General features: G+C 68.6%; 12 protein-coding genes. 5 read left to right on the plus strand and 7 right to left on the minus strand.

Going from position 1 to position 14,685, the window contains the following annotated elements; translation table 11 throughout:
* Positions 1-10: 10 nt before the first annotated feature.
* Positions 11-1,402: an amidase gene (locus A5680_RS17135; protein WP_082970402.1), complete on the plus strand. Its 1,392-nt coding sequence runs from the start codon at positions 11-13 to the stop codon at positions 1,400-1,402.
* Here A5680_RS17135 and A5680_RS17140 read toward each other — a convergent pair.
* Positions 1,397-1,888, minus strand: coding sequence for a DNA-deoxyinosine glycosylase (locus A5680_RS17140; RefSeq protein WP_067821406.1), 492 nt, complete (start codon positions 1,886-1,888; stop codon positions 1,397-1,399). The two genes, A5680_RS17135 and A5680_RS17140, sit on opposite strands and share 6 nt — an antisense overlap.
* Positions 1,889-1,988: 100 nt before the next feature.
* On the opposite strand from A5680_RS17140, the gene A5680_RS17145 reads away from it, so the two are divergent.
* Together A5680_RS17145 and A5680_RS17150 are read left to right on the plus strand one after the other, a co-directional pair.
* Entirely contained in the window at positions 1,989-3,122 is a 1,134-nt protein-coding gene (locus tag A5680_RS17145; RefSeq protein WP_082459885.1) for an adenylate cyclase regulatory domain-containing protein, read from the plus strand.
* A gap of 302 nt (positions 3,123-3,424) precedes the next feature.
* Entirely contained in the window at positions 3,425-4,009 is a 585-nt protein-coding gene (locus tag A5680_RS17150; RefSeq protein WP_067821409.1) for a hypothetical protein, read from the plus strand.
* 34 nt (positions 4,010-4,043) lie between these two features.
* Here A5680_RS17150 and A5680_RS17155 read toward each other — a convergent pair whose 3' ends face one another.
* The 5 genes from A5680_RS17155 to A5680_RS17175 all read right to left on the minus strand — a co-directional run bounded on the left by A5680_RS17155 (position 4,044) and on the right by A5680_RS17175 (position 12,740).
* Positions 4,044-5,900: a serine/threonine-protein kinase PknH/PknJ gene (locus tag A5680_RS17155; RefSeq protein ID WP_067821412.1), complete on the minus strand. Its 1,857-nt coding sequence runs from the start codon at positions 5,898-5,900 to the stop codon at positions 4,044-4,046.
* A 9-nt stretch (positions 5,901-5,909) separates the two neighbouring features.
* A complete protein-coding gene (locus tag A5680_RS17160; RefSeq protein ID WP_067821415.1) occupies positions 5,910-7,700 on the minus strand; it encodes a serine/threonine-protein kinase in 1,791 nt (596 codons plus the stop codon).
* Between the two features lie 158 nt (positions 7,701-7,858).
* Positions 7,859-9,001, minus strand: a complete 1,143-nt coding sequence (locus A5680_RS17165) for a BTAD domain-containing putative transcriptional regulator (RefSeq protein WP_067821418.1) — start codon at positions 8,999-9,001, stop codon at positions 7,859-7,861.
* Positions 9,002-9,090: 89 nt separating this feature from the next.
* Positions 9,091-10,986 (minus strand): ABC transporter ATP-binding protein, encoded by a 1,896-nt coding sequence (locus tag A5680_RS17170; protein ID WP_067821421.1) that lies wholly within the window; start codon positions 10,984-10,986, stop codon positions 9,091-9,093.
* Positions 10,983-12,740 (minus strand): ABC transporter ATP-binding protein, encoded by a 1,758-nt coding sequence (locus tag A5680_RS17175; protein WP_067821440.1) that lies wholly within the window; start codon positions 12,738-12,740, stop codon positions 10,983-10,985. The genes A5680_RS17170 and A5680_RS17175 overlap by 4 nt, the downstream gene beginning before the upstream one ends.
* Positions 12,741-12,923: 183 nt before the next feature.
* Here A5680_RS17175 and A5680_RS17180 point away from each other — a divergent pair, with 183 nt between their 5' ends.
* A complete protein-coding gene (locus A5680_RS17180; protein ID WP_055405497.1) occupies positions 12,924-13,481 on the plus strand; it encodes a DUF3558 domain-containing protein in 558 nt (185 codons plus the stop codon).
* Positions 13,478-14,020, plus strand: coding sequence for a DUF3558 domain-containing protein (locus tag A5680_RS17185; protein WP_055405498.1), 543 nt, complete (start codon positions 13,478-13,480; stop codon positions 14,018-14,020). The genes A5680_RS17180 and A5680_RS17185 overlap by 4 nt, the downstream gene beginning before the upstream one ends.
* A 4-nt stretch (positions 14,021-14,024) precedes the next feature.
* On the opposite strand, the gene A5680_RS17190 is transcribed toward A5680_RS17185, so the two are convergent.
* Positions 14,025-14,498 (minus strand): histidine phosphatase family protein, encoded by a 474-nt coding sequence (locus tag A5680_RS17190; RefSeq protein WP_067821443.1) that lies wholly within the window; start codon positions 14,496-14,498, stop codon positions 14,025-14,027.
* Positions 14,499-14,685: the final 187 nt, after the last annotated feature.

Raw genomic sequence — 14,685 nt, forward strand, 5'->3', positions numbered from 1 at the left:
CGCTGCCGCAGTGGACGCTCGCGACGTTGCCTTCGCAGGCGCGGCCGCCCAGGCGCGGATGCTGGCCGACGGTGAACTGACGGCGCCCGAGCTGCTCGAGATCTACCTGGACCGGATCGCGCGGCTGGACAGCCAGCTGCGCTGCTACCGCGTCGTTCTCCCCGACAGCGCGCGCTACGAGGCGGCCGCCGCGCAGGACCGGCTGGACGCGGGCGAGCGGCTGCCGCTGCTCGGGGTTCCGATCGCGATCAAGGACGATGTGGACGTCGCCGGCGAGGTGACGACGTACGGCAGCGGCGGGCACGGGCCGGCGGCGGCCTCCGACGCGGAGGTGGTGCACCGGCTCCGCGCCGCGGGTGCCGTCATCATCGGCAAAACCAACGTGCCCGAGCTGATGATGTTCCCCTACACCGAGTCGCTGACCTTCGGTGCCACCCGCAACCCGTGGAACCTCAAGCGCACGCCGGGCGGCAGCAGCGGCGGAAGCGCCGCCGCGGTGGCCGCCGGGCTGGCTCCGCTGGCGCTGGGCTCCGATGGCGGCGGCTCCATTCGCATTCCGGCGATCTGGTGCGGCCTGTTCGGCGTCAAACCGCAACGCGACCGGGTCTCGTTGGAGCCGCACGACGACGCCTGGCACGGCCTGAGCGTCAACGGTCCGCTGGCCCGGTCGGTGCTGGACGCCGCGCTGTTCCTCGATGCGACGTCGACGGTGCCGGGACCCGAGGGGGAGTTCGTCGCCGCGGCGACGCGCGAGCCCGGAAAACTGCGAATTGCCTTGAGCACCAAGTCGCCAACGCCGCTGCCGGTCCGGGTAGGCAAGCCGCAGCTGACGGCGGTCGAACAGGCCGGCGCGTTGCTGCGCGATCTGGGCCACGAGGTGATCGCCGCCGACCCCGACTATCCGCCGTCGGCGATCATGACCAATTACCTGCCCCGGTATCTGCGCGGCATCAGCGACGACGCCGATTCGCTGGCCCACCCCGAGCGTCTCGAAGCGCGTACCCGCAACGTGGCGCGCGCCGGTTCCTTCTTCTCCGACCGGCGGATGACCGCCCTCCGCGACGCGGAGCCCGCGGTGAACGCCCGGATTCAGTCGATCTTCGACGACGTCGACGTCGTCCTCACGCCGGGCAATGCGACGGGCCCCTCCCGCATCGGTGCCTACCAGCGCCACGGTGCGGTGTGGACCCTGCTGGCGGTGGCGCAACGCGTTCCCTACCAGCAGGTCTGGAACCTGACGGGGCAGCCGTCGGCGGCGGTGCCGTGGGACTTCGACGGGGACGGCTTGCCGATCGCCGTGCAGCTGGTGGGCCGGCCGTACGACGAAGCCACGCTGTTGTCGCTGGCCGCGCAGATCGAATCCGCCCGGCCGTGGGCCCACCGGCGACCGCCGGTGTCATAGGGTGATCGTTTTCCACGCCGCCAGCTTGGTTGCCGGCGCCACCGCGTGCGCCGGGCTGGTCGACGGCAACCTCCGATAGTCGACCCGCTCGTTGGGCTCGGCCAGCCGCCGGTACAGCTCGGCGGCCTTGGCGCCGTTGAAGTACACCCGCGCGATAGCGGGGTACCGCGCGAACAGTCCGCGGAAGTCGTTGACCGCCAAGCTTTTCGGCTCGATCGCCGAGTCCGCGCTGCCGCGTCGGCGGCAGGCGCGCAGCACATCCCACAGGGCGACCCCGGCCGACTGGAGCGCGGCCAGCCGAGTCTCGTAGGCCGCCGCCGCGTCGAACCCGAACAGCGCACCGGTGATCGCCCAGAACGCATTTCGCGGATTGGCGTAGTACTGACCCACCGCCAGGGATTGGGCGCTGGGAAACGAGCCCAGGATCAGCACCGTGGCGTGTTCGTCGACGACCGGCGGGAATCCTCGCAACAGCGGCGTGCTCACGAGTCGATATTCTGCCGCCGACCCGCTTCGCCCGGCTGCGCCGCGCTCGCGATCGACTCGGCATTCTGTCGAACCGCGGTGCCCGTTGTACGTTGGCCGGGTGGAGGACGGGGCCGAGGCCAACATCGACGATCTGCTCGACGGGCTCGAGGGCAGCGCCCGCGCCGAGCGGGCGGAATTGGTGCGGTGGCTGCTCGAGCAGGGCATCAGCCGCGAAGAGATCCGGGCAACCAATCCACCCCTGCTGCTGGCCACCCGCCACCTCATCGGCGGCGACGGAACCTACGTCTCCACCCGTGAGATCAGCGAGACGTACGGCGTCGACCTGGCGCTGTTGCAGCAGGTGCAGCGCGCCATCGGCCTGGTGCGGGTCGACGACCCCGACGCGGTGGTGCACATGCGCGCCGACGGCGAGGCCGCCGCCTTCGCCCAGCGGTTCGTCGACTTGGGCCTCGACCCCGAGCAATTGGTGCTGGTGGTCCGGGTGCTCGCCGAGGGCCTGTCCCGCGCCGCCGAGGTCATGCGGTACGCCGCCCTGTCGACGATCATGCGGCCGGGCGCCACGGAGCTCGAAATCGCCCAAGCGTCAAAGGCTTTGGTCAGTCAGATCGCGCCGATGCTCGGCCCGATGATCCAGCACATGCTGTTCATGCAGCTGCGCCACATGATGGAGACCGAGGCGGTCAACGCCGCGGAGCGCGCCGCCGGCCAGCCGCTGCCGGGGGCCCGCCAGATCACCGTGGCTTTCGCGGACCTCGTCGGCTTCACCCGGATCGGCGAGGCGGTGTCGGCCGAGGAGCTGGGGCACCTGGCCAACCGGCTGGCCGTCCTCGCGCGAGACATCACCGTGCCGCCCGTGCGGTTCGTCAAGACCATCGGTGACGCGGCGATGTTCGTCTGCCCCGACCCGCTGCCCATGCTCGACGTGGTGGTGAAGCTCGTCGAGGCCGTCGACAGCGACAACGATTTCCCGCGGCTGCGAGCGGGCGTGGCTTCCGGCATGGCGGTGAGCCGGGCGGGCGACTGGTTCGGCAGCCCGGTCAACGTCGCGAGCCGGGTCACCAATGTGGCGCGCCCGGGCACCGTCCTCGCGGCGGATTCGGTCTGGGAGACGATCGGCGACACCGGCGAGTTTCACGGGTCGTTCGCCGGCGCGCGCCGCCTCAAGGGCATCAAGAACGAGGTGAAGCTGTTCAGGGTTCGCCGGGGCGACGGGTCCAACGGCGGCGATTGAGCCGGGGACCCCGTACACATGGGCAGGCCCGGACGACTCTGGGGGCGTGTGACTCCGTCATGCGCGGGTCCTACGCGGCCGGTTTTCTACCCTGACTTCCGGCGCTTGGAATTGGTCGTTTCCGGGCCTGCTTCGCTACCAAAAATACAACTTCCCACAGCCCATATCAACGGGTTCTCCGCACCTGAAAGCGCCTTTTTGCGCGCCGTCGAGCCGGCGCGCGGACGCCACGACGCACGGGGCGGCGTTCGCCCGGGGTGAACGCCATTCCATTGCATCTGTAAGGGTGTAATCATGTAATCATGAAATCGCATCACACCCACGGGCGGCGCTACGGCCGCCCCGGCGGCTGGCAGCAAGCCCAGCAACCCGACGCCAGTGGCGCCGCCGAATGGTTCGCCGGGCGGCTGCCCGAAAGCTGGTTCGACGGCGACCCGACGGTCATCGTCGACCGCGAAGAGATCACCGTCATCGGACGGCTGCCCGACCCCCAGGGCTCGGATAAAGAGGAAACCGAGGCCCGCTCGGAAGGGCGCGCGTCGCGGTTCCGCGAGGAGACCCGTTCGGAGCGCATGCGCATCGCCGACGAGGCGCAGGACCGCTACGGCCGCAAGGTGTCCTGGGGCGTCGAAGTCGGTTCCAAGGCCGGCGCGGAGCGAATCCTGTTCACCCACATCGCGGTTCCGGTGATGACCCGATTGAAGCAGCCGGAGCGGCAGGTGCTCGACACGCTGGTCGACGCGGGCGTCGCCCGCTCCCGCGCCGACGCGCTCGCATGGTCGGTCAAGCTGGTCGGCGAGCACGCCGAGGAATGGCTGGCCAAGTTGCGCAGCGCCATGTCGGCGGTCGACGATTTGCGCGCGGAGGGACCCGACCTGCAGTCGTAACCCGAAGCGCCAGCGGGGCTTTGAATTCGCCGCGCTAGCCGTTGTCGATCTTGGCGACGATCTTGTCGACGATCTGGGTGCCCTGATCGCTGATGTGATACCCGCAGGCGTTGATGTCGACGATGACGTTGTTCGCCGTGCCCATCGCGCGCTGGCACTCCCAGCCGTCGGCGCCCTCTTGGGTGTCCAGCACGGCGATCTTCGGCGGCGCGCCCTGCAGCTGCGCGAACGTCCACCGATAGGTCTTGCCCTTGTTGGTCACCGTCACCGTCTTGCCCGCGCAGCCCTTCCACTTCTCCGCCGAATTCTGCAGGAAGGCCTTGGCTTTGTCGGCGGACGGGAACAGGACGACGGCCTGGTTGACCCAATGGTCGTAGTTGTCGCCGGGCTCGGACGACACCAGCCCGCTCACCGCCGAGTAACCGGTGCCCGCATACACCGGGCTCTGGGTGGTGTAGAGCGCTCCCTGGCAGTCGGGCTGTGACACCGTCAGTGCCGAAGTGTCCATCGCCTGAATGGGTTTGCCGGGCTCCATGGTCGAGGAGCTCATGACGGAGTTGATGTCGGAAGCGCCGAGCAACAGCGCGCTGAGGCGCTCGGCGGGTATCGGGTCGGGTGGCGGCACCGGCTTGGGCCGCACGAGAAGCCAGATGCCCACGGCGCCGGCGACCAAGACGAGCACCCCCGCGAGAGCGGCGACGATGGGCCAGGGGCTGCGGCGTTTGGGTGGGGGTTGGTTCCAGGCGGGTGCGCCGGTGAACGGTTGCGGGGTCTGCGGCGGCGGTGTGCCCCAATTGGCGTTGGGGGCTTGGTAATAGGGCGGCGGGGTGTGGCTGGCCGCCGGAATCGGACCGCTCTCGGGCCGCCACTGCGGCGCCCCCTGACCGGGCACCGGGGTCGAGCCCGGTGGCGCCGGCGGTGGGGTGTTTGCCGTCGGTACCGGGGGACGCGCCATGGCCGTGTCGGCCGGCGTGGCTGGGGGACCCATCGTGACGGTGCCGGGCAGGGTGGCTTCCTGGCTGCGGCGCAGGATGGTGTCGGCGTGGTCTTGGTCGGGGTTGCTCAGCGCCTCGTGGGCGGCCAGGGCCAGGTCCCCGGCGCTGGCGTAACGCTCCTCGGGTTTTTTGGCCATCCCGCGGGTGATCACCGCATCGAAAGCCTTGGGAATGCCCGGCCGAAGGGCCGTCGGTTGGGGTATCGGATCCATCATGTGCGCTGACACCAGGACACTGGCGCTATCGGCCCGATACGGCGGTGTGCCGGTGAGGCATTCGTACAGCACGCAGGCCAGGGCGTAGATGTCGGCGCGGTAGGTGACCTCGCCGTTGGAAAACCGTTCGGGCGCCATGTATTTCCACGTCCCCACCGCGGTGCCCAACTGGGTCAACTTCTCATCGGTGGTGGCACTGGCGATGCCGAAGTCGACCAGATAGGCGAAATCATCGCGAGTGACCAGAATGTTTTGCGGCTTGACGTCGCGGTGCATCACCCCGGCGGCGTGGGCGGCGTCGAGCGCCGAGGCGATCTGGGTGATGATGGCCACCGCACGCGGCGGGGCCAGCGGCCCAAAGCGTTTGAGCACGCTGTCCAAGTCGGTGCCCTCGACCAGGCGCATCTCGACAAACATCTGCCCGTCGATTTCGCCGTAATCGTGGATGGGCACCACGTGCGGCTCCTGCAAACGACCGGCGGTGCGGGCTTCGCGTTTCATCCGCTCCCGAAACACCGGGTCCTTGCTGAAGGTCTCCGAGAGCAGCTTGACCGCCACGGTCCACTCCTTGACGGTGTGCTCGGCCTCGTAGACCTCGCCCATCCCACCCCGGCCCAGCAGCCGCTTTAGGTGATACGGCCCAAACTGCGTGCCCACCCGCGAGACCTGCTCATCACTCATCGCCGATCCTCAGCCACCGTAATTGGTCCACCAGGTATGCAGGTCCTCCATGTTGGGCGGATCCCCGTACACGTCGCAAAGCAGGAGTTTGGCCTCGTTCGTCCATATCACGTTCGGGTGGTTCTTGTAAGTGCCGCAGGCGATCATGCCGGCGGTCACCGTCGGGGTGCTGTCGTGATGCCAGCCGTCCGGCGATGCGCCGGCTCCCGGGCAGTTCATCAGCTGTACGGCCGCGACGTCGTCGTCGAACGCCTTCTTCAGCACATCCGCGCTGGCGAACAGCCCGTAGACCGCGCGGGACGGGCCGCCCTGGTTGGTGTTCTGGTCGCAGTCGACCATGGCCAGCGCGTTCACCCAGATGCTGTTCGACTTCGGGGTCGCGGCCGTGCACGCGCCACTGGGATACCCGGCGGGCAGCGCGTTGAGCAGTTTGCTTTGCGCATTGCCGCCCCGGGTGGTGGTCGTCGTGGTCGCGGTCCTGGTGGTCGTGGTCGTCGTGGTGGTCGACGTGCGGTTCGCCTGGGGATTGCTGTCGTCGCCTCCCATGACCAGCGAGATGCCCACGGCGGCGACGACGAGGACCACCACCAGCGCGGCGACGCCGGCGATGATGGGCCAGGGGTTGCGGCGTTTGGGTGGGGGTTGGTTCCAGGCGGGTGCGCCGGTGAACGGTTGCGGGGTCTGCGGTGGCGGTGTGCCCCAATTGGCGTTGGGGGCTTGGTAATAGGGCGGCGGGGTGTGGCTGGCCGCCGGAATCGGACCGCTCTCGGGCCGCCACTGCGGCGCCCCCTGACCGGGCACCGGGGTCGAGCCCGGTGGCGCCGGCGGTGGGGTGTTTGCCGTCGGTACCGGGGGACGCGCCATGGCCGTGTCGGCCGGCGTGGCTGGGGGACCCATCGTGACGGTGCCGGGCAGGGTGGCTTCCTGGCTGCGGCGCAGGATGGTGTCGGCGTGGTCTTGGTCGGGGTTGCTCAGCGCCTCGTGGGCGGCCAGGGCCAGGTCCCCGGCGCTGGCGTAACGCTCCTCGGGTTTTTTGGCCATCCCGCGGGTGATCACCGCATCGAAAGCCTTGGGAATGCCCGGCCGAAGGGCCGTCGGTTGGGGTATCGGATCCATCATGTGCGCTGACACCAGGACACTGGCGCTATCGGCCCGATACGGCGGTGTGCCGGTGAGGCATTCGTACAGCACGCAGGCCAGGGCGTAGATGTCGGCGCGGTAGGTGACCTCGCCGTTGGAAAACCGTTCGGGCGCCATGTATTTCCAGGTCCCCACCGCGGTGCCCAACTGGGTCAGCTTCTCATCGGTGGTGGCACTGGCGATGCCGAAGTCGACCAGATAGGCGAAATCATCGCGAGTGACCAGAATGTTTTGCGGCTTGACGTCGCGGTGCATCACCCCGGCGGCGTGGGCGGCGTCGAGCGCCGAGGCGATCTGGGTGATGATGGCCACCGCACGCGGCGGGGCCAGCGGCCCAAAGCGTTTGAGCACGCTGTCCAAGTCGGTGCCCTCGACCAGGCGCATCTCGACAAACATCTGCCCGTCGATTTCGCCGTAATCGTGGATGGGCACCACGTGCGGCTCCTGCAAACGACCGGCGGTGCGGGCTTCGCGTTTCATCCGCTCCCGAAACACCGGGTCCTTGCTGAAGGTCTCCGAGAGCAGCTTGACCGCCACGGTCCACTCCTTGACGGTGTGCTCGGCCTCGTAGACCTCGCCCATCCCACCCCGGCCCAGCAGCCGCTTTAGGTGATACGGCCCAAACTGCGTGCCCACCCGCGAGACCTGCTCATCACTCATCGCCGATCCTTCACACCCGTCCACCACGCCACCGACACCCAACAATCGCCGGGCACACCGGTCAGCCGCAACCCCCTGACCTAGCAACCCTGACCGTAAGCCCCCGCCCACCGGAACGCACCACGAATCGCGCGATTAGCCCCGCGCCGACGGGTGGCTTACGCGTCGCTGTCGGCGGCGATCTGGAAAGTGAATTCGTAGTCGCAGATGCGGACGTGGTCGCCGTCGCGCAGGGTGGCGGCGGAGCGGATCCGCTCGTGCTGCACATGGACGCCGTTGGACGACCGCAGGTCGTTGATGATGAAGCTGGTGCCCGTGTCGACGATGACGGCATGGTGGCGGCTGACTTTGGGGCTGTCGAGGATGATGTCGTTGTCGCCCAGCCGCCCGATCCGGGTCGCCGCCGCCCGCAGCGGATAGCTGCGCCCCGACGCCTCGTGCAGGTAAGCGATGGCCTGCTGCCCGGACACCATGGTGTGCTGCTCGAGCACCGTCACCGTGTCGACGGCGGCGGTCTTGGCGGTGCGCTTCACGTCCAGCGGCTCTTGGCGCAGGATCTGCTCGTTGAGCGAGCGCAGCGTGGGCCCGGGGTCGATGCCCAGGTCGTCGGCGAGCGTCGCCTTGACGCGGCGGTAGGCGGCCAGCGCGTCGGACTGGCGATCGGTGAGGTAGTAGGCCGTGATCAACTGCGCCCAAAGCGGTTCGCGGTAGGGGTGTTCGGTGGTCAGCGCCTCGAGTTCGGTGATCACGGCGGACGCACGCCCGCAGGCGATTTCGGCCTCCGCCCTGGCGCCATGGACCAGAATCTTCTCCTCGACAAGGGAAGTGGCGAAGGTGTCGACGAATCCGAACTCGCGCAGGTCTTCGAGTACGGGCCCGCGCCATTCCGCCAAGGCGGCCGTCAGGTGCCGGCTGGCGTCTTCGAATTTGCCGGACGCGGCGGCGTGCACGCCCGCGGTCTTTTCGGCGATGAACCGTCCGAGGTCGTAAGCGTTTTCGTCGATGTTGAGCCGGTATCCCGGCGGCGCCGCGGCCAACACCATGCGCGGCTCGATGCCCGCGCCGCCGAGCAGCTTGCGGAGATTGGACACGTAGGAGTGAATGCTGGCCCGCGCCCCCGACGGCGGCTGGTCATCCCACAGGGCCGTGATGAGCCGGTCGACGGCGACCGGGCTGTTGCGGTTCATCAGCAGCAGGGCCAGTACCGCCCGCTGTTTCGGGGTGCCCAAGGCCACCAGGGTGCCGTCAACGCTCATCTCCAGCGGTCCGAGCAGACCGAGTTCGAGACGTTTGTCCACCATCGCGTGTTGGTCCTTCCGTCACTACCTAGCCATTGTGATGGCAATCCCGGCCGATTCGGCGCCAACCCGCGAATACGCGGCCCCGCGGCTTACGCGCGGGTCATGGCGTAGTAGGCGCCCCGGCGCGCCAGCAGCTCGGCGTGACTGCCCTGCTCGACGATCCGGCCGTCGTCGATCACCACGATGCGGTCCGCGTCGCGGATCGTCGAAAGCCGATGCGCGATAATGAAACTCGTGCGATCCCGGCGCAGCTCTGACATGGCGTGGGCGATGAGTGCCTCGGTGCGGGTGTCCACCGAGCTGGTCGCCTCGTCCAGGATCAACAGTTGCGGCCGGGCAAGGAACGCGCGCGCGATCGTGATGAGCTGCTTCTCCCCGGCGCTGATGTTGCCGCCGCCGCCACTGACCCGTGTCTGGTACCCGGCCGGCAGGGTGTGCACGAACCGGTCGACGTATGCCGCCGTGGCGGCTTGCACCACCTCATCGGCAGTGGCCTCCGGTCGCCCGTAGGCGATGTTTTCCTCGATCGTCCCGTCGAAGAGCCAGGTGTCCTGCAGGACCATGCCGATTCGCGACCGCAGCGACTGGCGGCTCATGGTGCTGATGTCGACGCCGTCCACCAAAATCCGCCCGGAGTCGACGTCATAGAACCGCATGAGCAGGTTCACCAACGTGGTCTTGCCGGCCCCGGTCGGCCCGACGATCGCCACCGTGCTCCCAGGCTCCGCGATCATCGACACGTCATGGATCACCGGGACATTCGGGTGGTAGCCGAAGCTCACGTGCTGGAACTCGACCCGTGCGGCACCGGCGTCGGGCGCCGCCGCGGCGGGCACTGGATCCGGTGTTTCCTCGGGCTCGTCGAGCAGGTCGAACACCCGCTCGGCGCTGGCCACCCCCGACTGCAGGGTGTTGTACATGCCGGCCACCTGGCTCAGCGGGGCGTTGAACTGCCGGACGTACTGGATGAAGGCCTGGATGCCGCCGAGGCTGATGCGGCCCGTGGCCACCTGCAGGCCGCCCACCACGGCGACGGCCACGTAGCCGAGGTTGCCGATGAACGCGGTCGCCGGTGCCACCAGGCCCGAGAAGAACTGGGCGCCGAAACTGGCCCGGTACACGTCGTCGTTGCAATCACGGAACTGCTCGCGCGCCGCGGCCTGGTGACCGAAGGTCTTGACCACCGTGAAACCGCTGTAGGTCTCCTCGATGTGAGCGTTGAGGCGACCGATGCTCGTCCATTGCGCCACGAACAGGCGCTGCGCGCGCCGCGCGATCGTGCGCGTCGCCACCAGCGACAGCGGCACCGTGGCGACGGTGATCAGCACCAACAGCGGCGAGATGGACGCCATCATCGCCAGCACCGCGACCACGGTGAGCATCGACGTCACCAGCTGGCTGATGGTCATCGAAAGCGAAGACTGCACGTTGTCGATGTCGTTGGTCACCCGGCTCAGCAGCTCGCCGCGCTGGCGTCCGTCGAAGTAGGACAGCGGAAGCCGGTGGATCTTGTCCTCGACATCGGACCGCAGCGCCACCATGGTGCGCTGCACGGTGACGTTGAGCAGGCGCGCTTGCGCCCAAATCAGCAGCGCGGAAACGAGATACAAGCACAACGCCAGCGCCAGCGTGCGCGCCACCGCGCCGAAGTCGACACCCCGGCCGGGCACCACACCCATCCCGGACAGCAGGTCGGCGAAGGTGTTGTCACCGCGGGTGCGGGCCGCGGCGACGGCTTGCGCCTTGGTGATGCCCGCGGGGAGCTGCCGGCCGATCACGCCGTTGAACAGCAGATCGGTGGCATGGCCAAGGATTCGCGGGACGACGACCCCGATCACCGTCCCGGTGATGCCCAGGCCGATCACCGCAATGCTCAGCCGGCGTTGGGGCGCAAGCCGTTTGGTCAGCCGGGTGGCCGTGCCCCAGAAGTCGCGCGACCGCCCGGCGGGGGCCGGGGTCAACCCCCGGGTGGCGACCGCGGTCATGGCCCGCCCCCGACCTGACCGGACCGCAACGCGCTCACCGACTGTGAGTCGGCGAACTCCGCGTAGGTGGCGCAGTCGGTGAGCAGCGATTCGTGCGTGCCGGTGCCCACCAGCCTCCCGCCGTCGAGGACGACTATCTGGTCGGCCTGCGCGGCGGTCGAAACCCGTTGCGTGACAACGATGACGGTGGCGGCGCCGGCCATCCGCTTGAGCGATGCGCGCACTCGCGCGTCGGTGTGCACGTCGAGCGCGCCGAACGAGTCGTCGAAGAGATAGATGGTGGGACGGCGGATGACCGCCCGCGCGATCGCCAGCCGTTGCCGCTGACCGCCGGAGAAGTTGATGCCGCCCTGGGCCACCCGCATCCGCAGCCCGTCATCGTGGGCGCGCACGAATCCCTCGGCGTCGGCCACTCGCAGCGCTTCCCACATCTCGACGTCGCTCGCGTCGGACTTGCCGTACCGCAGGTTGTCGGCCACGTTCCCGGAGAACAGGTAGCCGCGCTGCGGAACCAGCCCGATCGCGGACCAGAGCCGCTCGGTCTGGTAGTCGCGGACGTCGACGTCGTCGACGAGGACGGCGCCGCCGGTCACGTCGTAGAGCCGGCAGATGAGCGACACCAGCGTCGACTTGCCCGACCCGGTGCTGCCGACGATGGCCGTGGTGGTTCCGGGCCGCGCCGTGAACGAAATGTCTTGCAGCACTGGGCGGTCGGCGCCCGGGTAGCTGAACGTCACGCCGGCCAAGCGCACCATGCCGGTGATGCCGCCGAGCGGGAAGGCCGGCGCGTGCGGGTCGTTGACCGCGGCCTCGGTGGCGAGCACCTCGGTGATGCGTTCGGCGCACACGGACGCTCGCGGCAGCACCACCAGCGTCATGGTCGCCATCAACACCGCCATCAGGATCTGGGTGAAGTAGGCCAGGAAGGCGGTCAGCGAGCCGACCTGCATCTGGCCGCGATCGATGCGCAACCCGCCGAACCAGATCAGCGCGACGCTGGACACGTTGACGGTCAGCGTGGTCACCGGCAGCATCACCGCCTGCCAATTGCCGGCCGTCAGCGCGGTGTTCGACAACGCGGCGTTGGCGCGGGCGAACCGGTCGCGCTCGTAGCCTTCGCGCGCGAAGGCCCGGACCACCCGGACGCCGGACAGCTGGTCGCGCATCACCCGGTTGATGCCGTCGATCAGGAACTGCATCCGGCGGAACAGGGGCAGCATGTGCGACATCACCCAGTAGTTGGCCACGGCCATGACGGGGACGCTGACCAGCAGCAGCCACGTCAGCGCGGCCTCTTGGTGGATGGCCATCAGGATTCCGCCGATGCACATGATCGGCGCGGTGACCAACACGGTGCTCGATATCTGAACCAGGTATTGGATCTGGCGGACGTCGTTGGTGCTGCGCGTCAGCAATGTGGGCGCACCGAAGCGGGCGGTCTCGTGCTCGGAGAAGGTGGTGATGTGGTTGAACATGGCCGCGCGCAGGTCCCGGCCGAACCCCATCCCGGTCCGCGAGCCGAAGTAGACCGCCCCGATCGCGCACAGCGCCTGCAGCCCGGTGACCGAGAGCATGACCATGCCGAGCCGCACGATGGTCGCCGTGTCACCCTTGGCGACGCCCTCGTCGATGATCGCGGCGTTGACGGTGGGCAGGTACAGCGACGCCAGCGTGCTGATCAGCTGGAGCACCATCAGCACCGCGACCGGCCGCCGGTACGGCCGGATGTACTGGCGCAGCAGTGCCAGGAGCATTTCGTAAGCGTCGCACACGGGACGCCCGCCGGTGGCCAGCCACCGCCGGACGGCCCAATCCGCGCACCGCATCCGCCGGCGCGGCTGAAACGCCTGCTCAGGCGCGTCGGTGGTTGACCCGCTGAGCTGCCGCTACAGTGCATCGTGTGGACCGGCAGCAGGCTGAGCAGAAGCAGGGTAGCGGTGCGGCGTAACTCGAGGGCGCTGGCCGTTGCGGCGTCGGCCCTGGCGATTTTGGTCCCGGCGGTTGCCGCGTGCTCCGATTCCGGCGGCAACAAACCGGGGGCGACGTCCTCGTCCTCGCCCGGTAACTCCGAGGGTCATCACGGGCCGATGTTCCCGCAGTGCGGCGGCATCAGCGATCAGACGGTGGCGGAGCTGACCAAGGTAACCGGCCTGATCAACACCGCCAGGAACTCCGTCGGATGCCAGTGGCTGGCGGGCGGCGGCATCCTCGGCCCGCACTTCTCCTTCTCCTGGTATCGCGGAAGCCCGATCGGGCGCGAGCGCAAGACCGAGGAGCTGTCGCGCGCCAGCGTCGACGACATCAACATCAACGGCCACAGCGGGTTCATCGCCATCGGCAACGAGCCCAACCTCGGTGACTCGCTGTGCGAGGTGGGCATCCAGTTCCAGGATGACTTCTTCGAATGGTCGATCAGCTTCAGCCAGAAGCCGTTTCCGCCGCCCTGCGACATCGCCAAGGAACTGGCGCGCCAGTCGATTGCGAACTCGAAATGACCAGAAGAAGCGTCCGCGCCGCCGTAGCCGTCTTGATCACCTCGCTGGTGGTGATGACGGGGTGTTCGAGGTCGGTCGGCGGCACCGCCGTCAAGGCGGGGGGCCCGACCCGCAACAACAACTCCCAGCAGCAGTACCCGAACCTGCTCAAGGAGTGTGAGGTGCTCACCAGCGACATCCTGGCCAAGACGGTGGGCGCCGACCCGCTCGACATTCAGAGCACGTTCGTGGGCGCCATCTGCCGATGGCAGGCGGCCAACCCGGCGGGGCTGATCGACATCACCCGGTTCTGGTTCGAGCAGGGCAGCCTCAGCAACGAACGCAAGGTCGCCGACTTCTTGAAGTACAAAGTCGAGACGCGGAACATCGCCGGAATCGATTCGATCGTGATGCGCCCGGACGACCCGAACGGCGCGTGCGGGGTCGCCAGCGACGCCGCCGGGGTGGTCGGCTGGTGGGTCAATCCCCAGGCGCCCGGCATCGACGCGTGCGGTCAGGCCCTCAAGCTGATGGAGCTGACGCTGGCCACCAACTCGTAGCGGGCTAGCGCGGCACCTCGAACCCGATCAGTGCGGCGCGCCCGAGTTCGAGACCCTTCCAGCCGGACGGCACGGTCAGCACGGCGATCGCCGACGTCGGATACTTGACCGAAATCCGTTCGGCCGCAGCGGCATCGGTGCCCTCGCCGGCCAGTCCGAGGGCCAGGTCGGACATCGTCGGCTCGTGACCCACGACCAGCAGCGTCTGCACGTCGTCGCCGACCGCGTTGATCTCCTCGATCATGGTGCCGGCCGTGGCCCCGTACAGCCGCTCGCTATAGCGCACCGGCGCGTCGACGTGCGTGTTGGCCAACGTCTCTCGTGCGCGTGTCGCGGTCGAGCACAGCACGGCATCGACGGCAGGGACGTTGGCGCGCAGCCAATCACCGGCGAGCCCGGCTTCTCGGATCCCGCGCGGCGCCAACGGCCGCTCGTGATCGGCTACGCCGGGCGGGTAATCGGATTTCGCGTGACGCATCAACAGCAGCGTGCGGTCATCTCCCACGGCAGACACGCTAATCCTTACGCCGCGTCGTCGTCATCATCGTCATCCCGGAGGAGTTGGGTGGCAGCCTGCCGCACGCGATCGCCGAGGCGACGCTGATCAGCCGGGCCGCGGCGTCGAGGCGGGTGAAAGAGGCCGTCGAGTTGGGGCGCGGCCGGTG

This window comes from Mycobacterium sp. E2989, assembly GCF_001667595.1.
GTDB lineage: Bacteria > Actinomycetota > Actinomycetes > Mycobacteriales > Mycobacteriaceae > Mycobacterium.

Excerpts from the sequence above, each read along its gene's own strand:
- A5680_RS17190 (WP_067821443.1), bottom strand. The coding sequence starts at position 14,498 with ATGCGTCACGCGAAATCCGATTACCCGCCCGGCGTAGCCGATCACGAG.
- A5680_RS17155 (WP_067821412.1), bottom strand. The coding sequence starts at position 5,900 with ATGAGTGATGAGCAGGTCTCGCGGGTGGGCACGCAGTTTGGGCCGTAT.
- A5680_RS17150 (WP_067821409.1), top strand. The coding sequence starts at position 3,425 with ATGAAATCGCATCACACCCACGGGCGGCGCTACGGCCGCCCCGGCGGC.
- A5680_RS17170 (WP_067821421.1), bottom strand. The coding sequence starts at position 10,986 with ATGACCGCGGTCGCCACCCGGGGGTTGACCCCGGCCCCCGCCGGGCGG.
- A5680_RS17175 (WP_067821440.1), bottom strand. The coding sequence starts at position 12,740 with ATGCTCCTGGCACTGCTGCGCCAGTACATCCGGCCGTACCGGCGGCCG.
- A5680_RS17185 (WP_055405498.1), top strand. The coding sequence starts at position 13,478 with ATGACCAGAAGAAGCGTCCGCGCCGCCGTAGCCGTCTTGATCACCTCG.
- A5680_RS17165 (WP_067821418.1), bottom strand. The coding sequence starts at position 9,001 with ATGGTGGACAAACGTCTCGAACTCGGTCTGCTCGGACCGCTGGAGATG.
- A5680_RS17160 (WP_067821415.1), bottom strand. The coding sequence starts at position 7,700 with ATGAGTGATGAGCAGGTCTCGCGGGTGGGCACGCAGTTTGGGCCGTAT.